The sequence below is a fragment of the Sphingomonas faeni genome, assembly GCF_040407505.1.
GTDB lineage: Bacteria > Pseudomonadota > Alphaproteobacteria > Sphingomonadales > Sphingomonadaceae > Sphingomonas > Sphingomonas faeni_E.
This window is the reverse complement of sequence record NZ_JAPZPQ010000013.1, coordinates 1-15995: the sequence shown is the minus strand read 5'-3', so window position 1 is coordinate 15995 and position 15995 is coordinate 1. Positions and strand designations below refer to the sequence as shown.

Genomic DNA, 15995 nt, shown 5'->3' with positions numbered 1-15995 from the left:
ACGTCGCCACCCGACAGCATCATCGGTCAGGCGGCGGTCTTGCCGTATTCCTGTCGGGTGACCGGATGGCTTGACGAGAGACCGCCGTCGACCGCGATCGCCTGGCCGTTGACGTAGCTGGCGTCGTCGGAGGCGAGGAACAGCGCGACCTTGGCGAGTTCCTCGGGTTGCGCGCCACGGTGGAGCGGGTTGAGGCGACCGACGCGGTCCATCTTGTTCGCCTCGCGCGCGTAGTCGAAGACGGGCTTGGTCATGCCCGTCTCGGTCAGGCCGGGGCAGATCGCGTTGACGCGGACGTTCGAGCCCGTGAGTTGTTGCGCAGAGACGGCAGCGAGGTTGATGACGCCGGCCTTCGACGCGGAATAGGCGGGCGAGCCGGCCCCCGAGCGAATCCCGGCGACGCTGGCGGTGAGAACGATCGCGCCCTTCCCTCGCTCGGCGATCCGCGGGGCGCCATGCTTGATCGCGAGGAACGGGCCGATCAGGTTGACGCGCAAAACTTCAGTGATCAGCGCGACGTCGGTGTCGAAGAGGTTGGCCATGCCGCCCGAAATACCCGCGTTGGCGAACATCACGTCGAGCCCGCCGAAGCTGTCGCAGGCGAGCGCGATCGTGCGGATCACGTCGTCTTCGAGGCCGGCATCGATGCGGATCGCCTTCGCCGTGCCGCCGGCCTGCGTGATCAGGTGCGCGGTTTCGTCCGCGCCCTCGGTCTTGTCGGCGACGACGACCTTGCCCCCTTCGCTCGCGAACAGGAGCGCGGCGGCACGGCCGATGCCGGAGCCTGCGCCGGTGACGATGATCGATTTGTCGGTAAAGCGCATCGCATGGTCCTTCGGTTAGATCGTGACGCCGCCGTCGATGACCATCGTCTGGCCGGTCATGAAATTGCTTGCCGACGACGCCAGGAAGACGACTGCCCCGGCGATCTCCTCGGGCTCACCGATCCGGCGGAGCGGCACACTGGTGTTCGCCGCCTCGATCCGCTGCGGGTCTTCCCACAAGGCGCGGGCGAAGTCGGTCTTGATCAGGCCGGGGGCGATGCAGTTCACGCGGACGTTGGACGGTCCGAACTCGACCGCGAGGTTGCGCGCGAGCTGCATGTCGGCGGCCTTGCTGATGCAATAGGCGCCGATCACCGGTGAACCGCGCAGCCCGCCGATCGAGGATATGATGATGATGCTGCCGCTGCGGCGCTCGAGCATCTCGGGCGCGACCATCTGGATCAGCCAATGGTTGGAGACGATGTTGTTGTCGAGGATTTTCCGGAACTGGTCGTCGGCGATGCCGGCTTGCGGACCGTAATAGGGGTTCGAGGCGGCGTTGCAGACGAGGATGTCGATCCGGCCGAACTGGGCGCGGGTCTGGTCGACGAGGTGCTGGAGACCGGCCTTGTCCGAGATGTTGGCGGCGATGGCTATCGCGGTGCCTTCGCCATGCTTGGCGTTGAGTTCCGCAGCGACGGTATCGCAGGCGTCCTGCTTGCGGCTGGATATCACGATCTTCGCGCCGTGCTCGGCGAGTTCGCGCGCGGAGGCGAGGCCAATGCCGCGCGACGACCCGGTAACTATGGCGACCATGCCGGTCAGGTCGAATTGCGACATTCCTGCTTCTCCCCTCCCGCATGCGGGAGGGGTCGGGGGTGGGCACCCGGCCTTCCACAAACGGTATCGGTTATGGTGAGCGCGAGCCCACCCCTAGCCCCTCCCGCATGCGGGAGGGGAATGAGTTTACGCCCCAGCCTTCACCGCAAATCCCCACGCCGCATCCGCCAACCCGTGGATCTTTGCGACCGTCTTCTCCGCCTGCGCACTAGAAGCAGTGCCGTCGATGATACGCTTCTTGATGCCCTGGACGATGCCGGTCAGGCGGAAGAGGTTGTAGGCGAAATACCAGTTCAGATCAGGCACGCCGCCGCGGCCGGTCGCGGCACAATAGCGGTCTACAACCTGCTCGATCGTCGGAATGCCCGTCTCCGGACCGGTCATCCCGAGCACGCCCGAGCGCCCCTCGGGTTCGGTCACCCAGCTCATCAGCAGATACGAGAAGTCCGCGAGCGGATCGCCGAGCGTCGACAATTCCCAGTCGAGCACCGCGATGACCTTGGGCTCGGACGGCGCGAAGATCATGTTGTCGATGCGGTAGTCGCCGTGGACGATCGAGGTGCGCGTCTGCTCGGGCAGCGTACGCGGCAACCATTCGATCAGGCGCTCGACCGAGTCCATATGCTCGGTTTCGGCGGCGCGGTACTGTTTGGTCCAGCGGCCGACCTGGCGCTCGAAATAATTGCCGGGCTTGCCGTAGTCGCCGAGCCCCGCCGCCGCGTAATCGGTGTTGTGGAGCGCGGCGAGCGTGTCGACCATCGCCTCGTAGTGCGCGGTGCGCTCGGCGGGCGTCGCGCCGGGCATCGCGCCGTCCCAGATCGTCCGGCCCTCGACCATCTCCATGACGTAGAAGGCCGAGCCGATCACCCCCGCGTCTTCGCAGAGGCCATAGGGCCGCGGAACGGGGAAGCCGGTTGGGTGCAGCCCCGCGATCACACGGTATTCGCGGTCGACGGCGTGCGCGCTCGGCAGGATCGGGCCGAACGGTTTCCGGCGCAGGACGTAGGCGCGCTCCGGCGTGTCGAGGCGGTAGGTCGGGTTCGACTGGCCGCCGGCGAACTTCGCGTAGGTCAGCGGGCCCGCATAGCCGGGCACGTTGGCGGTCATCCACGCGCCAAGCGTGCCGAGGTCGAGACGGTCCTTGTCGCCGACCGCGATCGTGCCGACCATGCTGGTCGATGCATCGCTCATGAGAAGGTGATCACGCTACGGGTCGTGTCGCCGCGGCGGAGTTCGTCGAACGCGTCGTTGATCCGCTCCAGCGGCATCCGGTCGGCAATGATCGTGTCGAGATCGAGCAACCCGCGCATGTAGAAATCGACCAGCCGCGGGATGTCGACCGGGAACCGGTTCGAGCCCATGAAGCCGCCCTGCAGACGCTTGCCCGACAGCAGGTCCATCGCCGACAGCCCGACCTTCTCGCCGAGCGGCATCATCCCGAGGATGGTCGCGGTGCCGCCCCGACGCAGGACCTTGACCGCAGTCGCCGCGGATTGCGCGCGGCCGACCGCCTCGATCGCGTGATGCACGCCACCCTTCGTGATCGCGACGACCTCGTCCGCGGCGGTGTTGGACAGCGCATCGATGCTGTGCGTCGCGCCGAGTTTTTCCGCCATCGCGCGCTTCTCGGGGACCGGATCGAGCGCGATGATCTTCCCTGCGCCGGCGATCTTGGCCGCGTTGACCGCCGCGAGCCCAATACCGCCGCAGCCGACCACGCATACCGTCTCGCCCGGAGTCACGTCGGTAGTGTTGAACACCGCCCCCGCCCCCGTCGTGATCGCGCAGCCGAGCAGCGCCGCACGGTCCATCGGCATGTCGCGGTCGATCGCAACGCAAGCATGTTCGTGGACCAGCATCATCTCGGCATAGGCACTGAGGTTGAGCATCTGCGCGATCGGCCGGTCGCCGAGCATCAGGCGCGGTGTAGCGCCTTTCGGACGGCGCACGCTGGCGTCGATGCACAGCGACATCCGGCCGGTGACGCAGAACTCGCACTGACCACAGAATGCCGACAGGCACGTGACGACATGATCGCCGACCTTCACGCCGCGCACTTCGTCGCCGATCGCCTCGACCACGCCGCAAGCCTCGTGCCCCGGAATGGTCGGCATCGCATGCGGATAGGCGCCGTCGACGAAATGCAGGTCGGACCGGCACACGCCGACCGCCATCGTGCGGATCAGCACTTCGTGCGCGGTCGGCTTCGAGATAGTGACATCCTCGATGCTGAGCGGCGTCTTGGCTTCGAAAAGGACTGCGGCTTTCATGGGTAGGTGCGCTCCGAAACGAGACCGTCATCCTGACGAAAGTCAGGACCCAGAACCAAGATCGCTGCCCTTGTGGCTATGGGTCCTGGGTCGAGCCCAGGATGACGAAGAAAGAAGGACGAACGGGGGTTTATCGGCTCACCCCGACATCCCCGCTCGACACGCCACCCTTGCGGAAGTCGCCGTATTTGCCGAACTCGTTGCGTGCGATCGATCGATTGTGGACCTCATCCGGACCGTCCGCGAACCGCAGGGTGCGCATCGCCGCCCAGTCGTGCGCCAACCGGAAGTCACCCGACACGCCGCCGCCGCCATGCGCCTGGATCGCATCGTCGAGAATCCGCAGCGCCATGTTCGGCGCGGCGACCTTGATCATCGAGATCTCGATCTGCGCGGACTTGTTGCCCGCCTTGTCCATCATGTCCGCCGCCTTGAGGCAGAGCAAACGAGTCATCTCGATGTCGATTCGCGCGGTCGCGATCCGCTCCTCCCACACCGAGAAGTCGGCGATCCGCTTGCCGAACGCGACCCGGTCGAGCAGTCGCCGCGCCATCGCCTCGATCGCGGTCTCGGCGACACCGATGGTGCGCATGCAGTGATGGATACGGCCCGGCCCAAGCCGCCCCTGCGCGATCTCGAACCCGCGCCCCTCGCCGAGCAGCACGTTCTCGACCGGCACCCGGACGTTCTCCAGCACGACTTCGCCATGCCCATGCGGCGCGTGGTCATAGCCATAAACCGAGAGCATCCGCTTGATCGTCACGCCGGGCGTGTCCATCGGCACGAGAATCTGGCTCTGCTGCTGGTGCCGCGAGCCCTCGAAGCTCGTCTTGCCCATCACGATCGCGATCTTGCAGCGCGGATCGCCGACGCCGCTCGACCACCATTTGGTGCCGTTGATGACGTAGTGATCGCCGTCGCGCACCATCGACGTCTCGATGTTGGTCGCGTCCGACGACGCCACCGCGGGCTCGGTCATCAGGAACGCCGAGCGGATCTCGCCGCGCATCAACGGCCCGAGATAGGCCTCCTTCTGCTCGCGCGTGCCATAGCGGTGAAACACCTCCATGTTGCCGGTATCGGGCGCCGAACAGTTGAAACATTCGCTCGCCCAACTGATCTTGCCCATCTCCTCCGCGCATAACGCATATTCGAGATTGGTGAGCTGCGTGCCTTCGAACGCGAACGTATCGTCGACATGCGTCTGGCCCGAATGGGGCGGCATGAAGAAATTCCAGAGCCCGGCCGCCTTGGCCTTCTCCTTCATCTCCTCGATCACCGGAATCACCTTCCAGCGCTCGCCCTCATGCGCCTGCTGGTCGTAATCAACCTGTCGCGGGCGGATATTCTGGTCGATGAAATCCCGGACCCGATCCCGGAAATACATCTCTCGTTCGCTCAGCGTAAAATCCATGCGGGCTCTCCGTTCGTCATCGCTTTAAAGGCGGGTTAGACCATACCGCACATTCGGTAAAGCGTGTGGAGCGCCCCGGAAAGCATGTTTTCAAGTCCGCCCTGAAACCGCCTAAAAAGCACTGTATCTTCAAATCGAAGCTGTTAGGGTGTTTCGATGAAGGTTCCGGCAGAGGCCAGCGACGAGAGCGAACAGGGGACCAAGCGCTTCCGTGCGAAGCGTGACGCGATCCTCGCCGCGGCGGCAGAAGCGATCAACGAACAGAGTGCCAAGGGCATGACGTTCGCGGACGTGGCGCGGCGCGTCGGGCTCAACACGACGAGCGTTACCTATTATTTCAAGCGCAAGGAAGACCTCGCGGCGGCGGCGTTCGAGAACACGCTCGAATCGCTGATTGCGATGCTCGACGTCGCGGCGGAAGAAGCAACGCCGGAGGACCGCGTTCGGCGCTATCTCGCGCTCAACATGGACCGGCTTGGGCGGATCCAGCGCGGCGAGGAGAAAGCGTTCGCCGTCCTCTCCGACTTGCGCGCGACAGAGGAGCCGATGCGCGGTCGGCTGATGGCGGGCTGGCGCGAGGTGTTTCGCCGTACGCGGCTGTTGTGGGGTCCCACCTCGTCGCGCGCGCAGACCGATCTCAACGGCGCACGCGCGCATGTGCTTCTGGAAAACACGTTCTGGCTGCCGATCTGGCTCACGCGCTACGAGCCCGATCAATATGGCCGGGTCGAGGAAAGGCTGATGGACGTGTTCGCGCACGGTATCGCCGGCAAGGACGCCAAATGGTCCCCTACCCTGCTCGATCTGAGCCATGACGAGGCGGAGCCGGGGCGCGAGGCGTTCCTGCTCGCCGCGACGCGCCTGATCAACGAACTTGGCTATCGCGGCGCCTCGGTGCAGAAGATCGCCTCCGAGCTGAACGTGACCAAGGGCAGCTTCTACCACCATCTCGATGCGAAGGACGATCTCGTCATCGCGTGCTACCGCCGCAGCTTCGACACGATCGCCGATGCGCAGAGCCGTGGCGAGGCCGAGGGCGGGAGCTATTGGCACAAGCTGTCGAGCACCGTCGCGACCTTGCTCGACGTGCAGTTCGCCGAACGCGGCCCGCTGCTGCGTACCACGGCACTCAGCGGCCTGCCGATCGGCGTGCGCAACGCGATGGTCGACCGCTCGAACGGTATCGCGCGACGCTATGCGGGCATGATGATGGACGGCATCGGCGAAGGCTCGATCCGCGCGGTCGATGCCCTGATCGCGGCGCAGGCGTTGATGGCGCTCCAGAACGCGGCGTTCGACATGCGCAAATGGGCGTCGACTATGCCTCGTGAGCGGGCGATCGCGATGTATGCCTCGACGTTGATGTTCGGGCTGTTCGACGATCGCATGGCGAAGGCCTGACGCCAGTCGCGACGGCGTCATAGGCGGCAACAATCGCATTCGTAACGGTTTGGTTACGCATCGTTAACGCCGAGCGGCCGATCCCGACACCTCCACGGAGGGCGTCATGCACACGATCACGACCGATCTCGACACCGGCATCATCGAGGTCGAGGCGTCCGGATTCTGGACGATCCCGCATGTCCAGGGCTTCCTCCGCGATCTGGATGGCGAGGCGCGGCGCGTGCTGGCGACCGGCAAGCGTCACATGCTGCTGGGCAATTTCTCGCGGTCCGCGATCCAACCCCAGGAAGTGGTCGCGATGCTCCAGCGCGTGGCTCTGACCATCCCGCTGAAATCGCGGAAAGTCGCCTTGTTCACCGACGGCAAGCTCGCGCGGCTGCAGGTGAAGCGGATCGTCGCGGTGCGCGACGACATGGCGGTGTTCGATGACCGGACAAGCGCGATGACATGGTTGTTGGCAGATGCGTTGGCCCGCCCTGCCGCCGCCCAGCCAAGCTGACGAAGAAGCGATTACCTAGCAGCATCCTCCGCGCGTTTCAGAAGAACCCCCGCGCGCCAATAATGGAACAGTGCCCACGGCGTCATCAGCACGATGATGATCAGCGCATACCGCAGCGAATCCTCGCCGAACCCCGGCTTGAGCAGGTCGCTGAGCCAGCCGACCAGCGTCGGCCCGAGCCCTAGTCCGACCAGATTGATCACCAGCAGCGTGATCGCCGCCCACATCGCACGGATCTGCAATGGCGCGAGGTGCTGGATCAGCGCGAAGCTCGGCCCGAGATACGAGTTCGCAAAGATCAACGACACGAAATAGCTGCCGATCGCGATCACCGGCGCATCGATCAGATAGAAGGCGAGCGCGAACGGGAGCGACAGGCCCTTCATCACGAGTACCACCCACGCCTGGACGTGGAGCCCGTGACGCCTGGCGAGCATGTCGGCGATCTTGCCGCCCGCCAGCGCGGAGACCGCACCGAACAGCGCCCCCGGCAGCGCGATGTAGCGCGAGATGTCGAGCATCGAGATGCCGAGCGACCGCTGGATATAGCTCGGACCCCAGCCGGTCAGCGCGTAGCCGATCATCGACGTCAGCGTGACGCCGACCACCAGATGCCGCGCCGGGGCGCTCGCCCACATCGACGCGAACCCCTGCGCGACGCTCGGCATCGGCGTGGCCACCGCGCGGGCGGCGTCGGACAGGCCGCGGCGGGGCTCGACCATGAACAGGCGTACCAGGATGGCCAGCGCGATCCCCGGCAGGCCGACGGTCATCATCGCGATCCGCCAGCCGTACGAGTGCGCGACGACCCCGCCGATCAGCGTGCCGAACCCTGCGCCTAGCACCACGCCGAGCGAATACACCGCCATCGCGCTCGCGCGCTTCTCGGGCGGATAGAGGTCGGCGATGATCGAGTGGCTGGGCGGGCTCGACCCCGCCTCGCCGATGCCGACGCCGATCCGGAAGAGCATCAACTGCGTGAAGTTCTGCGCGAGCCCGCACAGCGCGGTCATCGCGCTCCAGATCGTCAGGCTGGCGGCGATGATGTTGCGACGGCTGGTCCGATCCGCGAGTCGCGCAACCGGTATGCCGAGCGTCGCATAGAAGATCGCGAAGACGAGTCCGGACAGCAACCCGAGCTGCGTATCGGTCAGCAGCAGGTCCGCCTTGATCCGCTCGAGCAGGATCGCGAGGATCTGGCGGTCCATGTAACTGAAGAAATAGGTGAAGGTGAGCAGCGCGAGCGTCAGGCCCCGTCGCTTCATCGCCAATGCGTCGGCGATCTCGGGATGGGACTGATACGCTACTGCCATCGGCAATACCTCGAAGTCCAAACAGGCCTTACGCTAGGGCAATTGAGGCGTACCAGACGAGCTAAAGCTGCATTCCTCGCCGACTTGCGACGAGCCGACCGCGTGTGCATGACGGGCGACATTACCCCTGGAAGCAAAGTCTTACGGGTTTGACGGCGTTACCGGGATTTCGTGAGAAGGACGGCGGAAGATGCGTCCTCGTTCGGGTCGCTCTTCCGCCTTATCCCCTCTCCAACGTCGTGGCCGGGCTCGTCTCCGCGCTACCAAAGGAGCGGAGCGTCCGGGCAATCTGAATACCGGGTATGCGGCTCCCCTCGCATAGATTCGCGACGTTGCAAAGCGTATTTTCCTTATAGCCCTCGCCAGGGATGGAATCGCTCGTGGCGTCCCAGCTTGCCCGCCACGGCCCCCGCCCTCGCCCTCGCAACACAATCGCTGGAACATTCCTAAATCTGACTGATTTAATCCACCCCCGCCAAACGCGGCGAGATCCCACCGCTCCTAGAGGAAGCCGGGCCCGACTTCACGATCGAGGCGATTGCCGCTCGGCCGGCGGCGATCGCCGCGTACGAGAGGGCAGGCGATCGACGACAGCATCGAGCCAATCACCGACGAAGCGAAGAATCCGCTACTCGGGCAGACGGCGGTGCAGGCCGGACGTTAGTCGCTGATCATCCACCCCAGCCGCGGATCGCCACCGCGGACGGGTTGGGCGGCAGCCAATTTTTGGGCGAAACTGCCATCGGCTACGTAGGCTGGCGGAACGGGCATCGCGGCCGGTGGACTATAGGCCACGGCCGCGTAGGATGGCGACACCAGGGCCGGGCCTCGGGCGAAGGACATTGCCGGTGGCACGGCCGGTGACGCGTACCGGGCCAAGCGCATCGCCGGGCGCGCTATCCGGGTCGCCTCGCCGGTGAAGGCAGTGAACTGGCGCCCTTCCTCGAACACGACGTTATGCCCCGTGACGAAGGCCCCCGCCACGACACCACCGACGATGATCGTGCCGATCGTCTCGCCGGTCCGGCCATCGCCTGCAGCGTGATAGCGACCAACGACAGGCACGCTGCGACCGAGCGCAATTCTATATCGAGTTTGCCGGATTTGCCGAACGCGCCCTTGCCGGTCCTGAAGGTCACCGCACCGACACCGGGCGCCCCACGCGGGATCAGCACCGCGCCGTCGACGATCACGTCCCGCGCAACGGATATTGCGACGGATTGTCCGACACGTGCGCGATCCGACGCGATTTCCTCGTCCAGGCGCAATACTATCTCGGTATGCGCCGGCACGACGATCGCCGTATCCGTCGGCGCTTCCTGCGCGGCTATGGTGGTCGGTAGCGTCCACAATGCCGCGACGACGATCAGCTTGTGTACTCAACTTTCTCCCCTGCGGGCACGGCCCGTCCCGCGCCGGAGCTAGCCGAGGAAGGACTTCTATCGTATGAACGAGTTGATTAACTGCACTGGTTACGCTTGGGCGCTCGGTCGGGCAGAGGCACGGGCATGCCATGCCCTTAAGTGCTCAAGCTCGTCGGGCATCGCGATTCCGACGAACGTGGCGAAGTCGATCGTCGTGAGCAGGACGATATCGGCAATTGTGTAGCGCTCGCCATCGAGCCAGTCGCGACCGGCGAGCGCGCGGTCGAACTCCCCCATTGCTGCGAGCACACGCGGGCGCTGGCTTTCGCCGAACTCGGTATATTGCGGCTGGACGATCCGCGCAGTCCAGGGATGGGTGTGCAGCCAGACCATCGACAACGGCGTCATCAGCCGCAGCTCGATCCGCCGCGTCCACATGTCGATCTCGGCAGTGTTATGCGCACCGTGGCCGAACATCGGCGGGTCGGGAAGGAGTATCTCGAAGTAACGACAGATCGCAACGCTCTCGGTCAGCACGCGGCCGTCGTCGAACGTGAGCGCGGGGGTCTGGCCGAGTGGATTGACCGCGAGGAACGGCTCCGCCTTGTGCTCGGCCTTGGGGATCGAGATCTGCGCCATCGGCACGCGGACATGCTTTTCGGCGAGGAAGATGCGGACGCGGCGCGGGTTGGGCGCTGGCAGTGCGCTATCGTAGAACAGCAACGGCGTCTCCTCGGCATCGGTTTTCGAATATACCGTATGGCATTGCCGGACGCGTTCGCCTAGCGATGCGTCGCATGACGACCGCCGCCGATATGCTCGCCACGGGCTTTGCCACCCTCCCCGATTTGATCCGTGCGCACGCGGTGGAACGGGGGGATCGGACTGCCGTTGCCGACGCAAAGGGCAGTATGGACTATCGGACGCTTGATGCGATGATGGACCGGGTCGCTGCGGCGTTGCAGCGCGACGGGGTCGCGCACGGGACGGCGGTGGCGATCGTCGCGGCGCCGACGACGGACTATGCGGCGGTATTCCTTGGTGCGGTACGCGCGGGGTGTGTCGCGATACCGATCGCGCCGTCCGCTACGCCGGCTGCGATTGCGGCAATGATTGCAGATAGTGGCGCGCCGATCGTGTTTCTCGATTTGGAGAATGCTCGGTCGTTAGAGGAGCAAACGCTTTCAGCCCGCCCCATCTTGTTCTCCCGCGAAGGCGGGAGCCCAGACTGGGCTCCCGCCTTCGCGGGAGAACACTCTTTTCAGGCTTTTGCAGATTGGCTTGCTCCTTCCCAAGCCAAGCCGATCCCCGTCGATATAGCACCCGAAGACCCGTTCAACATCATCTACTCCTCCGGCACGACCGGTACGCCCAAGGGCATCGTCCAGAGCCACGCGATGCGCTGGGCGCACGTCTCCCGCAACACGGCGGCGGGGTTCGACACCGCGGTCACGATGATCGCCACGCCGCTCTATTCGAACACGACGCTGGTCAGCTTCCTGCCGACGCTCGGCTGGGGCGGCACGGTCGTGCTGATGGGCAAGTTCGAGGCGCGCGCCTATCTCGAACTCGCGCAGCGATACCGCGCGACGCACACGATGCTGGTCCCGGTGCAGTATCAGCGGATCATGGCGCTGCCCGATTTCGACAGCTTCGACCTGTCGACGTTCCGTTTCAAGACCAGCACCAGCGCGCCGTTCTCCGCGGCGTTGAAGGCCGACGTCATCGCGCGCTGGCCGGGCGTGCTCGTCGAATTCTACGGCATGACCGAAGGCGGCGCGAGTTGCGCGCTGAACGCGACTGCGAACCCGACCAAACTCCACACCGTCGGCCAGCCGATGCCGGGGCACGAAATCCGCCTGATCGACGATGACGGCGTCGAGGTCGCGCCCGGCGAGATGGGCGAGGTCGTCGGCCGTAGCCCGGCGATGATGAACGGCTATCACGGCCGATCGGAGGCAACGCGCGACGCCGAATGGCATGACGCCGACGGCAACCGCTACATCCGCCACGGCGACGTGGGGCGGTTCGACGAGGACGGTTTCCTGACGCTGATGGATCGGAAGAAGGACCTGATCATCTCGGGCGGGTTCAACATCTATCCATCGGACCTGGAAGCGGTAATGGCGCAGCACCCGGCGGTGGCGGATTGCGCGGTGATCGGCGTGTCATCCGAGGCATGGGGTGAGACGCCGGTGGGGTTCTACGTGCGACGCGATGGCGTAATCGACGATGCCCCCGCGATCCTCGCCTGGGTGAACGGCCAGCTCGGCAAGACGCAACGCCTCTCCGCGCTCCATGTCGCCGACGAGCTACCCCGCAGCGCGATCGGCAAGGTGCTCAAGCGCGAACTCCGCGACAGGCTCGGAGCTGCCGCCGCATGACCAGTCTGAAACAGGCGATCGACGCGCTGGAACCGATCGAAGGCGGCGGCTGGCGCGGGACGGTGCCCGAGAATTGGTTGCAGGGCCGAACCGCTTATGGCGGCTTCTCCGCCGCGCTCGCGCTGCATGCCGCGCAGAAGTCGGACGTCGACCTGCCGCCGCTGCGGTCCGCGCAGGTGTCGTTCATCGGGCCACTTTCCGGCGACATCGTGATACGCGCGACCCAGTTGCGGCGCGGCCGCAACGCCGCGTTCGTCCAGGCGGATGTCGAGAGCGAGGCCGGGCTAGGGCTGCGCGCCACGTTCGTGTTCATGGGTGCGGTCGCGTCGCGAGTCGATCACCAAACGGGCAGTGCGCCCGACTTTCCGATGCCCGGGCCGGAGACGCAGACGTTCCGTGGCCACAGTGCGGTGGCATTCGCGCGGAACTTCGACTTGCTCGATCGGCGGGATGACGGCGTCGGGCCGGCGGAATGGCTGCGCTGGGTGCGGCTGGCCGAGCGTGACGGGCTCGATCCGATGGTCGAACTGATCGCGGTCGCCGATTGCCTGCCACCCGCCGCGTTGAAGCTGCTCGGCGGCCCCGCCCCGCTCAGTTCCATGACGTGGCTGCTCAATATCCTGGGGCCGCAGCCAGTGACGCGCGATGGCTGGTGGCTGCTCCGCGCGACCACCGATTACGTGCGCGAGGGGAGTTCGAGCCAGCAGATGGCGATCTGGAACGCGGACGGCACACCGGTCGCCGAACAGATGCAGAGCGTGGCAATCTTTGCCTGAAGCCTGACATATCTTGCGACACATTGGTGGAGGGGCGGCAAAACCCTGCGACAACCGGGGCTTAGAACGACGGTCATTCGATGGGAATTCGTCCCACTCCGCCGGAGACCGACATGCGCAAGACCGTCCTCACCCTGATGCTCGCCGCCAGCGCGATCACGTCCGCCGCCGGCGCGCAAACCGCCCCCGCAACACCGCGCCTACCAATGCGTCAGGATGCGAACCACGACGGCGTCGCCACGCGCGCGGAAGCGATCGCGCAGGCCGATGCGCGGTTCGCGCAGATGGATACCGACCATGACGGCCGGATCACCGCCGGCGAGATGCGCGCCTATCGCGAGGCGTTGCACGACCGGATGGTCGCCAGCGGTCGCGACGTCCCCGTGCCGCCGCCGGGCGGTCGCAAGCATGACGGCATGGGGCGCCGGATGGACCCGAACGGCGACGGCAGCGTGACACGCGAAGAGTTCGAGGCGCGCGCGCTCAAGCGGTTCGACCGGATGGATGCCAATCACGACGGCACGATCGACGCGACAGAGCGCGCCAACGCCGCCGAGATGCGCTACGTCGACCGACGCGAACGCCGCGACGGCGTGACCCCGCCCGCACCTGCTCGATAACTCGGAAGAGGGGCGGCGTCGGGCAAACCCCGATGCTTCCCCTGGACAGCCGCCATGCTAGACACTGCCCCGATGGGAGATATGCCGCACCTGCTGCTCGTCGACGACGAGCGCTCGATCCGCGAGCCGCTGGCCGTGTACCTCACCAAACAGGGGTTTCGCGTCACGCAGGCGGGCGATGCCGAGGCGGCGCGGACGCGGCTGACGGCATATGCGATCGATCTAGTCATCCTCGACATCATGATGCCGGGCGAGGACGGCTTGTCGCTGTGCCGCCACATCGCCGCGACCAGCGACGTGCCGGTGATCCTGCTGACCGCGCGTGCGGAGGAGACGGACCGGATCGTCGGGCTCGAGATGGGCGCGGACGATTATGTCGTGAAGCCATTCTCCCCGCGTGAGTTGGCGACGCGGGTGAAAGTGGTGTTGCGACGCGCGACCGCGGGCGGATCACGCCAGCACGCGCCCGAGAGCAGCTCCTACGGGTTCGCCGGCTGGGTCCTGAAATCGGGCGAGCGCGCGCTGATCGACCGCGAAGGCGTGTCCGTACCGCTGTCGACCGGCGAGTATAACCTGTTGCTCGCGCTGGTCACGCGTCCGCGCCAAGTGCTCACGCGTGACCAGTTGCTCGATCTGACCCAGGGGCGCGAGGCCGCGGCGTTCGACCGTGCGATCGACAACCAGATCAGCCGGTTGCGTCGGAAGATCGAGGCGGATGCGAAGACGCCGGAGTTGATCAAGACGGTCTGGGGCGGCGGCTATACGCTGGCGGCCGAAGTCACCCGCTTGTGATGGCCCGCGCGTGAGACGGCCGTGGCCGCGCAGTCTCGCCGGTCAGATGGCGCTGCTGATCGCGATCGCGCTGTTGGTGGCGCAAGTCATCAACTTCGGCATGATCCTGCACGATCGGTCCGAATTCCGCCTTGCCCAGGCGTCGCGACCGGTCGCGACGCGAATCGCCGACGCGCTGGACCGCGAGGCGCATGGCGGCCGCCCGCTGAGCCCCGACCGCGGCCGCGTACGCCGCTTGCGGGCCAATCCGATCCCACCCACGATGTTCGAGCGTCATCCCGAAGTCGCCACCGAACTGCGTCGGCAGTTCGCCGATCTAGGGCTGACGGTCGGGCGGATCGATACCGGCCTTCGCCCCGCCACTGACGAGACGAGCGACGCGCATCGCCGCGACGGGCTGCGGCGCGGCGATCGGCAGAGCGCGACGCTGCTGATCGCGATCGAGCAGCCCGGACGCGGATGGCTGGCGATCACCGCGCCCTGGCCGCAGCCTGGTTGGCGACTGCTACTCGCGGTGCTGACGCAGACCGCGATCCTGTACATCATCGTACTGCTGCCCGTGTTGTGGATCGTCCGACGGATTTCGCGCCCGCTTCAGGATTTGCGGCGCGCGGCGGAGAGCTTTCGGCCGGGTGATCCAGGTGCGCCGATGCCGCCGCATGGGCCTGACGACGTCGTGGCGCTGATCGCGGCGTTCAACGCGCTGAGGCTCCGTGTCACGGGAATGCTCGACGAGAAGGACCGGATGCTCGGGGCGATCGGCCATGACCTACGCACGCCGCTGGCGGCTCTGCGAGTGCGCATCGAGTCGGTCGAGGACGATGTCGATCGGGCGCGGATGATCGATACGGTGGCGGAGATGAACCGGACGCTCGACGACATCCTGTCGCTGGCACGGCTCGGGCGGCCAAGCGAACCGCTGACGGACGTCGACCTAGCGGCGCTGGTCGATGCGGTGGTCGAGGATTTCCGCGATATCGGCAGCGACGTCAGCTTCGTCGAGACGGAGCGGCTGCGGATGCATCTGCGGCCGTCGCTGATCCGTCGCGCGGTCCGCAATCTGATCGAGAACGCGATCAAATACGGCGTGTCGGCGGAAGTGCGTGTCGAGGCGGGGGCGAAGACCGTGGCGATCGTCGTAACGGATCAGGGGCCGGGTATCCCGGAAGATCGGATGGGCGACGTGTTCGACGCCTTCACGCGGCTGGAGAGTTCGCGGAACCGCGAGACGGGGGGGATCGGGTTGGGCTTGGCGCTGGCCCGCGCGATCGTGCGGGAAGCTGGCGGCGAGATCCGGCTGGTCAACCGTCCGGCTGGCGGTCTCGACGCGATCATCGAGTTGCCGCGCTAGTTCTGCTCCCTCTCCCCTGCGGGGAGAGGGTCGGGGTGAGGGGCAGCCAAGCAGGACACCGCCTGGAACAGGGGGGGCCCCCCCCCCCCCCCCCCCCCCCGGGGGGGGGGGGGGGGGCCCCCCCCCCCGCGGGGGGGGGGGGGGGGGCGGGGGGGGGGGGGGGGGGGGGGGGGGGGGGGGGGGGGGGGGGGGCGGGAGAAACGC

At 66.2% G+C, this 15995-nt stretch carries 15 protein-coding genes; 7 read left to right on the top strand and 8 right to left on the bottom strand.

Annotated features, from left to right (window positions below; translation table 11 throughout):
- Positions 1–26 precede the first annotated feature (26 nt).
- The 5 genes from O6X71_RS20720 to O6X71_RS20700 form a co-directional block, all read right to left on the bottom strand.
- The gene (locus O6X71_RS20720) at positions 27–824 is read right to left on the bottom strand and encodes an SDR family NAD(P)-dependent oxidoreductase (RefSeq protein ID WP_353467551.1); all 798 of its coding nucleotides are present in this window, start codon (positions 822–824) and stop codon (positions 27–29) included.
- 15 nt (positions 825–839) lie between these two features.
- Complete coding sequence (locus O6X71_RS20715; RefSeq protein ID WP_353467550.1) at positions 840–1604, bottom strand: SDR family oxidoreductase; 765 nt, start codon at positions 1602–1604, stop codon at positions 840–842.
- A gap of 126 nt (positions 1605–1730) precedes the next feature.
- On the bottom strand, positions 1731–2795 hold the full coding sequence (locus tag O6X71_RS20710; protein ID WP_353467549.1) for a phosphotransferase family protein: 1065 nt from the start codon (positions 2793–2795) through the stop codon (positions 1731–1733).
- A complete protein-coding gene (locus tag O6X71_RS20705) occupies positions 2792–3874 on the bottom strand; it encodes a Zn-dependent alcohol dehydrogenase (protein WP_353467548.1) in 1083 nt (360 codons plus the stop codon). The genes O6X71_RS20710 and O6X71_RS20705 overlap by 4 nt, the downstream gene beginning before the upstream one ends.
- 130 nt (positions 3875–4004) lie before the next feature.
- Positions 4005–5288, bottom strand: a complete 1284-nt coding sequence (locus O6X71_RS20700) for an acyl-CoA dehydrogenase family protein (RefSeq protein WP_353467547.1) — start codon at positions 5286–5288, stop codon at positions 4005–4007.
- Between the two features lie 156 nt (positions 5289–5444).
- Between O6X71_RS20700 and O6X71_RS20695 the strand changes: the two genes are divergently transcribed.
- On the top strand, positions 5445–6689 hold the full coding sequence (locus O6X71_RS20695) for a TetR/AcrR family transcriptional regulator (RefSeq protein ID WP_353467546.1): 1245 nt from the start codon (positions 5445–5447) through the stop codon (positions 6687–6689).
- A gap of 106 nt (positions 6690–6795) precedes the next feature.
- Positions 6796–7191 carry a hypothetical protein gene (locus tag O6X71_RS20690; protein ID WP_353467545.1) on the top strand — a complete coding sequence of 132 codons (396 nt, stop codon included), beginning with the start codon at positions 6796–6798 and terminating at the stop codon, positions 7189–7191.
- A gap of 11 nt (positions 7192–7202) precedes the next feature.
- Here O6X71_RS20690 and O6X71_RS20685 read toward each other — a convergent pair whose 3' ends face one another.
- The 3 genes from O6X71_RS20685 to O6X71_RS20675 form a co-directional block, all read right to left on the bottom strand.
- Positions 7203–8504 (bottom strand): spinster family MFS transporter, encoded by a 1302-nt coding sequence (locus O6X71_RS20685; RefSeq protein WP_353467544.1) that lies wholly within the window; start codon positions 8502–8504, stop codon positions 7203–7205.
- 660 nt (positions 8505–9164) lie between these two features.
- Complete coding sequence (locus O6X71_RS20680) at positions 9165–9569, bottom strand: hypothetical protein (protein ID WP_353467543.1); 405 nt, start codon at positions 9567–9569, stop codon at positions 9165–9167.
- A 407-nt stretch (positions 9570–9976) separates the two neighbouring features.
- Entirely contained in the window at positions 9977–10591 is a 615-nt protein-coding gene (locus O6X71_RS20675) for a glutathione S-transferase family protein (protein ID WP_353467542.1), read from the bottom strand.
- Between the two features lie 74 nt (positions 10592–10665).
- On the opposite strand from O6X71_RS20675, the gene O6X71_RS20670 reads away from it, so the two are divergent.
- The 5 genes from O6X71_RS20670 to O6X71_RS20650 all read left to right on the top strand — a co-directional run bounded on the left by O6X71_RS20670 (position 10666) and on the right by O6X71_RS20650 (position 15791).
- Positions 10666–12252 (top strand): class I adenylate-forming enzyme family protein, encoded by a 1587-nt coding sequence (locus tag O6X71_RS20670; protein ID WP_353467541.1) that lies wholly within the window; start codon positions 10666–10668, stop codon positions 12250–12252.
- Positions 12249–13028 carry an acyl-CoA thioesterase gene (locus O6X71_RS20665; RefSeq protein WP_353467540.1) on the top strand — a complete coding sequence of 260 codons (780 nt, stop codon included), beginning with the start codon at positions 12249–12251 and terminating at the stop codon, positions 13026–13028. Before O6X71_RS20670 ends, O6X71_RS20665 begins: the two co-directional genes overlap by 4 nt.
- 113 nt (positions 13029–13141) lie before the next feature.
- A complete protein-coding gene (locus O6X71_RS20660) occupies positions 13142–13648 on the top strand; it encodes an EF-hand domain-containing protein (protein ID WP_353467539.1) in 507 nt (168 codons plus the stop codon).
- A 72-nt stretch (positions 13649–13720) separates the two neighbouring features.
- A complete protein-coding gene (locus O6X71_RS20655) occupies positions 13721–14440 on the top strand; it encodes a response regulator (protein WP_056062218.1) in 720 nt (239 codons plus the stop codon).
- Between the two features lie 46 nt (positions 14441–14486).
- Positions 14487–15791, top strand: a complete 1305-nt coding sequence (locus tag O6X71_RS20650) for a sensor histidine kinase (RefSeq protein ID WP_353467572.1) — start codon at positions 14487–14489, stop codon at positions 15789–15791.
- Positions 15792–15995 lie beyond the last annotated feature (204 nt).

Coding starts and splice junctions, on each gene's coding strand:
- O6X71_RS20720 (WP_353467551.1), bottom strand. CDS start 824: ATGCGCTTTACCGACAAATCGATCATCGTCACCGGCGCAGGCTCCGGC.
- O6X71_RS20715 (WP_353467550.1), bottom strand. CDS start 1,604: ATGTCGCAATTCGACCTGACCGGCATGGTCGCCATAGTTACCGGGTCG.
- O6X71_RS20710 (WP_353467549.1), bottom strand. CDS start 2,795: ATGAGCGATGCATCGACCAGCATGGTCGGCACGATCGCGGTCGGCGAC.
- O6X71_RS20705 (WP_353467548.1), bottom strand. CDS start 3,874: ATGAAAGCCGCAGTCCTTTTCGAAGCCAAGACGCCGCTCAGCATCGAG.
- O6X71_RS20700 (WP_353467547.1), bottom strand. CDS start 5,288: ATGGATTTTACGCTGAGCGAACGAGAGATGTATTTCCGGGATCGGGTC.
- O6X71_RS20695 (WP_353467546.1), top strand. CDS start 5,445: ATGAAGGTTCCGGCAGAGGCCAGCGACGAGAGCGAACAGGGGACCAAG.
- O6X71_RS20690 (WP_353467545.1), top strand. CDS start 6,796: ATGCACACGATCACGACCGATCTCGACACCGGCATCATCGAGGTCGAG.
- O6X71_RS20685 (WP_353467544.1), bottom strand. CDS start 8,504: ATGGCAGTAGCGTATCAGTCCCATCCCGAGATCGCCGACGCATTGGCG.
- O6X71_RS20670 (WP_353467541.1), top strand. CDS start 10,666: ATGACGACCGCCGCCGATATGCTCGCCACGGGCTTTGCCACCCTCCCC.
- O6X71_RS20665 (WP_353467540.1), top strand. CDS start 12,249: ATGACCAGTCTGAAACAGGCGATCGACGCGCTGGAACCGATCGAAGGC.
- O6X71_RS20660 (WP_353467539.1), top strand. CDS start 13,142: ATGCGCAAGACCGTCCTCACCCTGATGCTCGCCGCCAGCGCGATCACG.
- O6X71_RS20655 (WP_056062218.1), top strand. CDS start 13,721: ATGGGAGATATGCCGCACCTGCTGCTCGTCGACGACGAGCGCTCGATC.
- O6X71_RS20650 (WP_353467572.1), top strand. CDS start 14,487: ATGGCGCTGCTGATCGCGATCGCGCTGTTGGTGGCGCAAGTCATCAAC.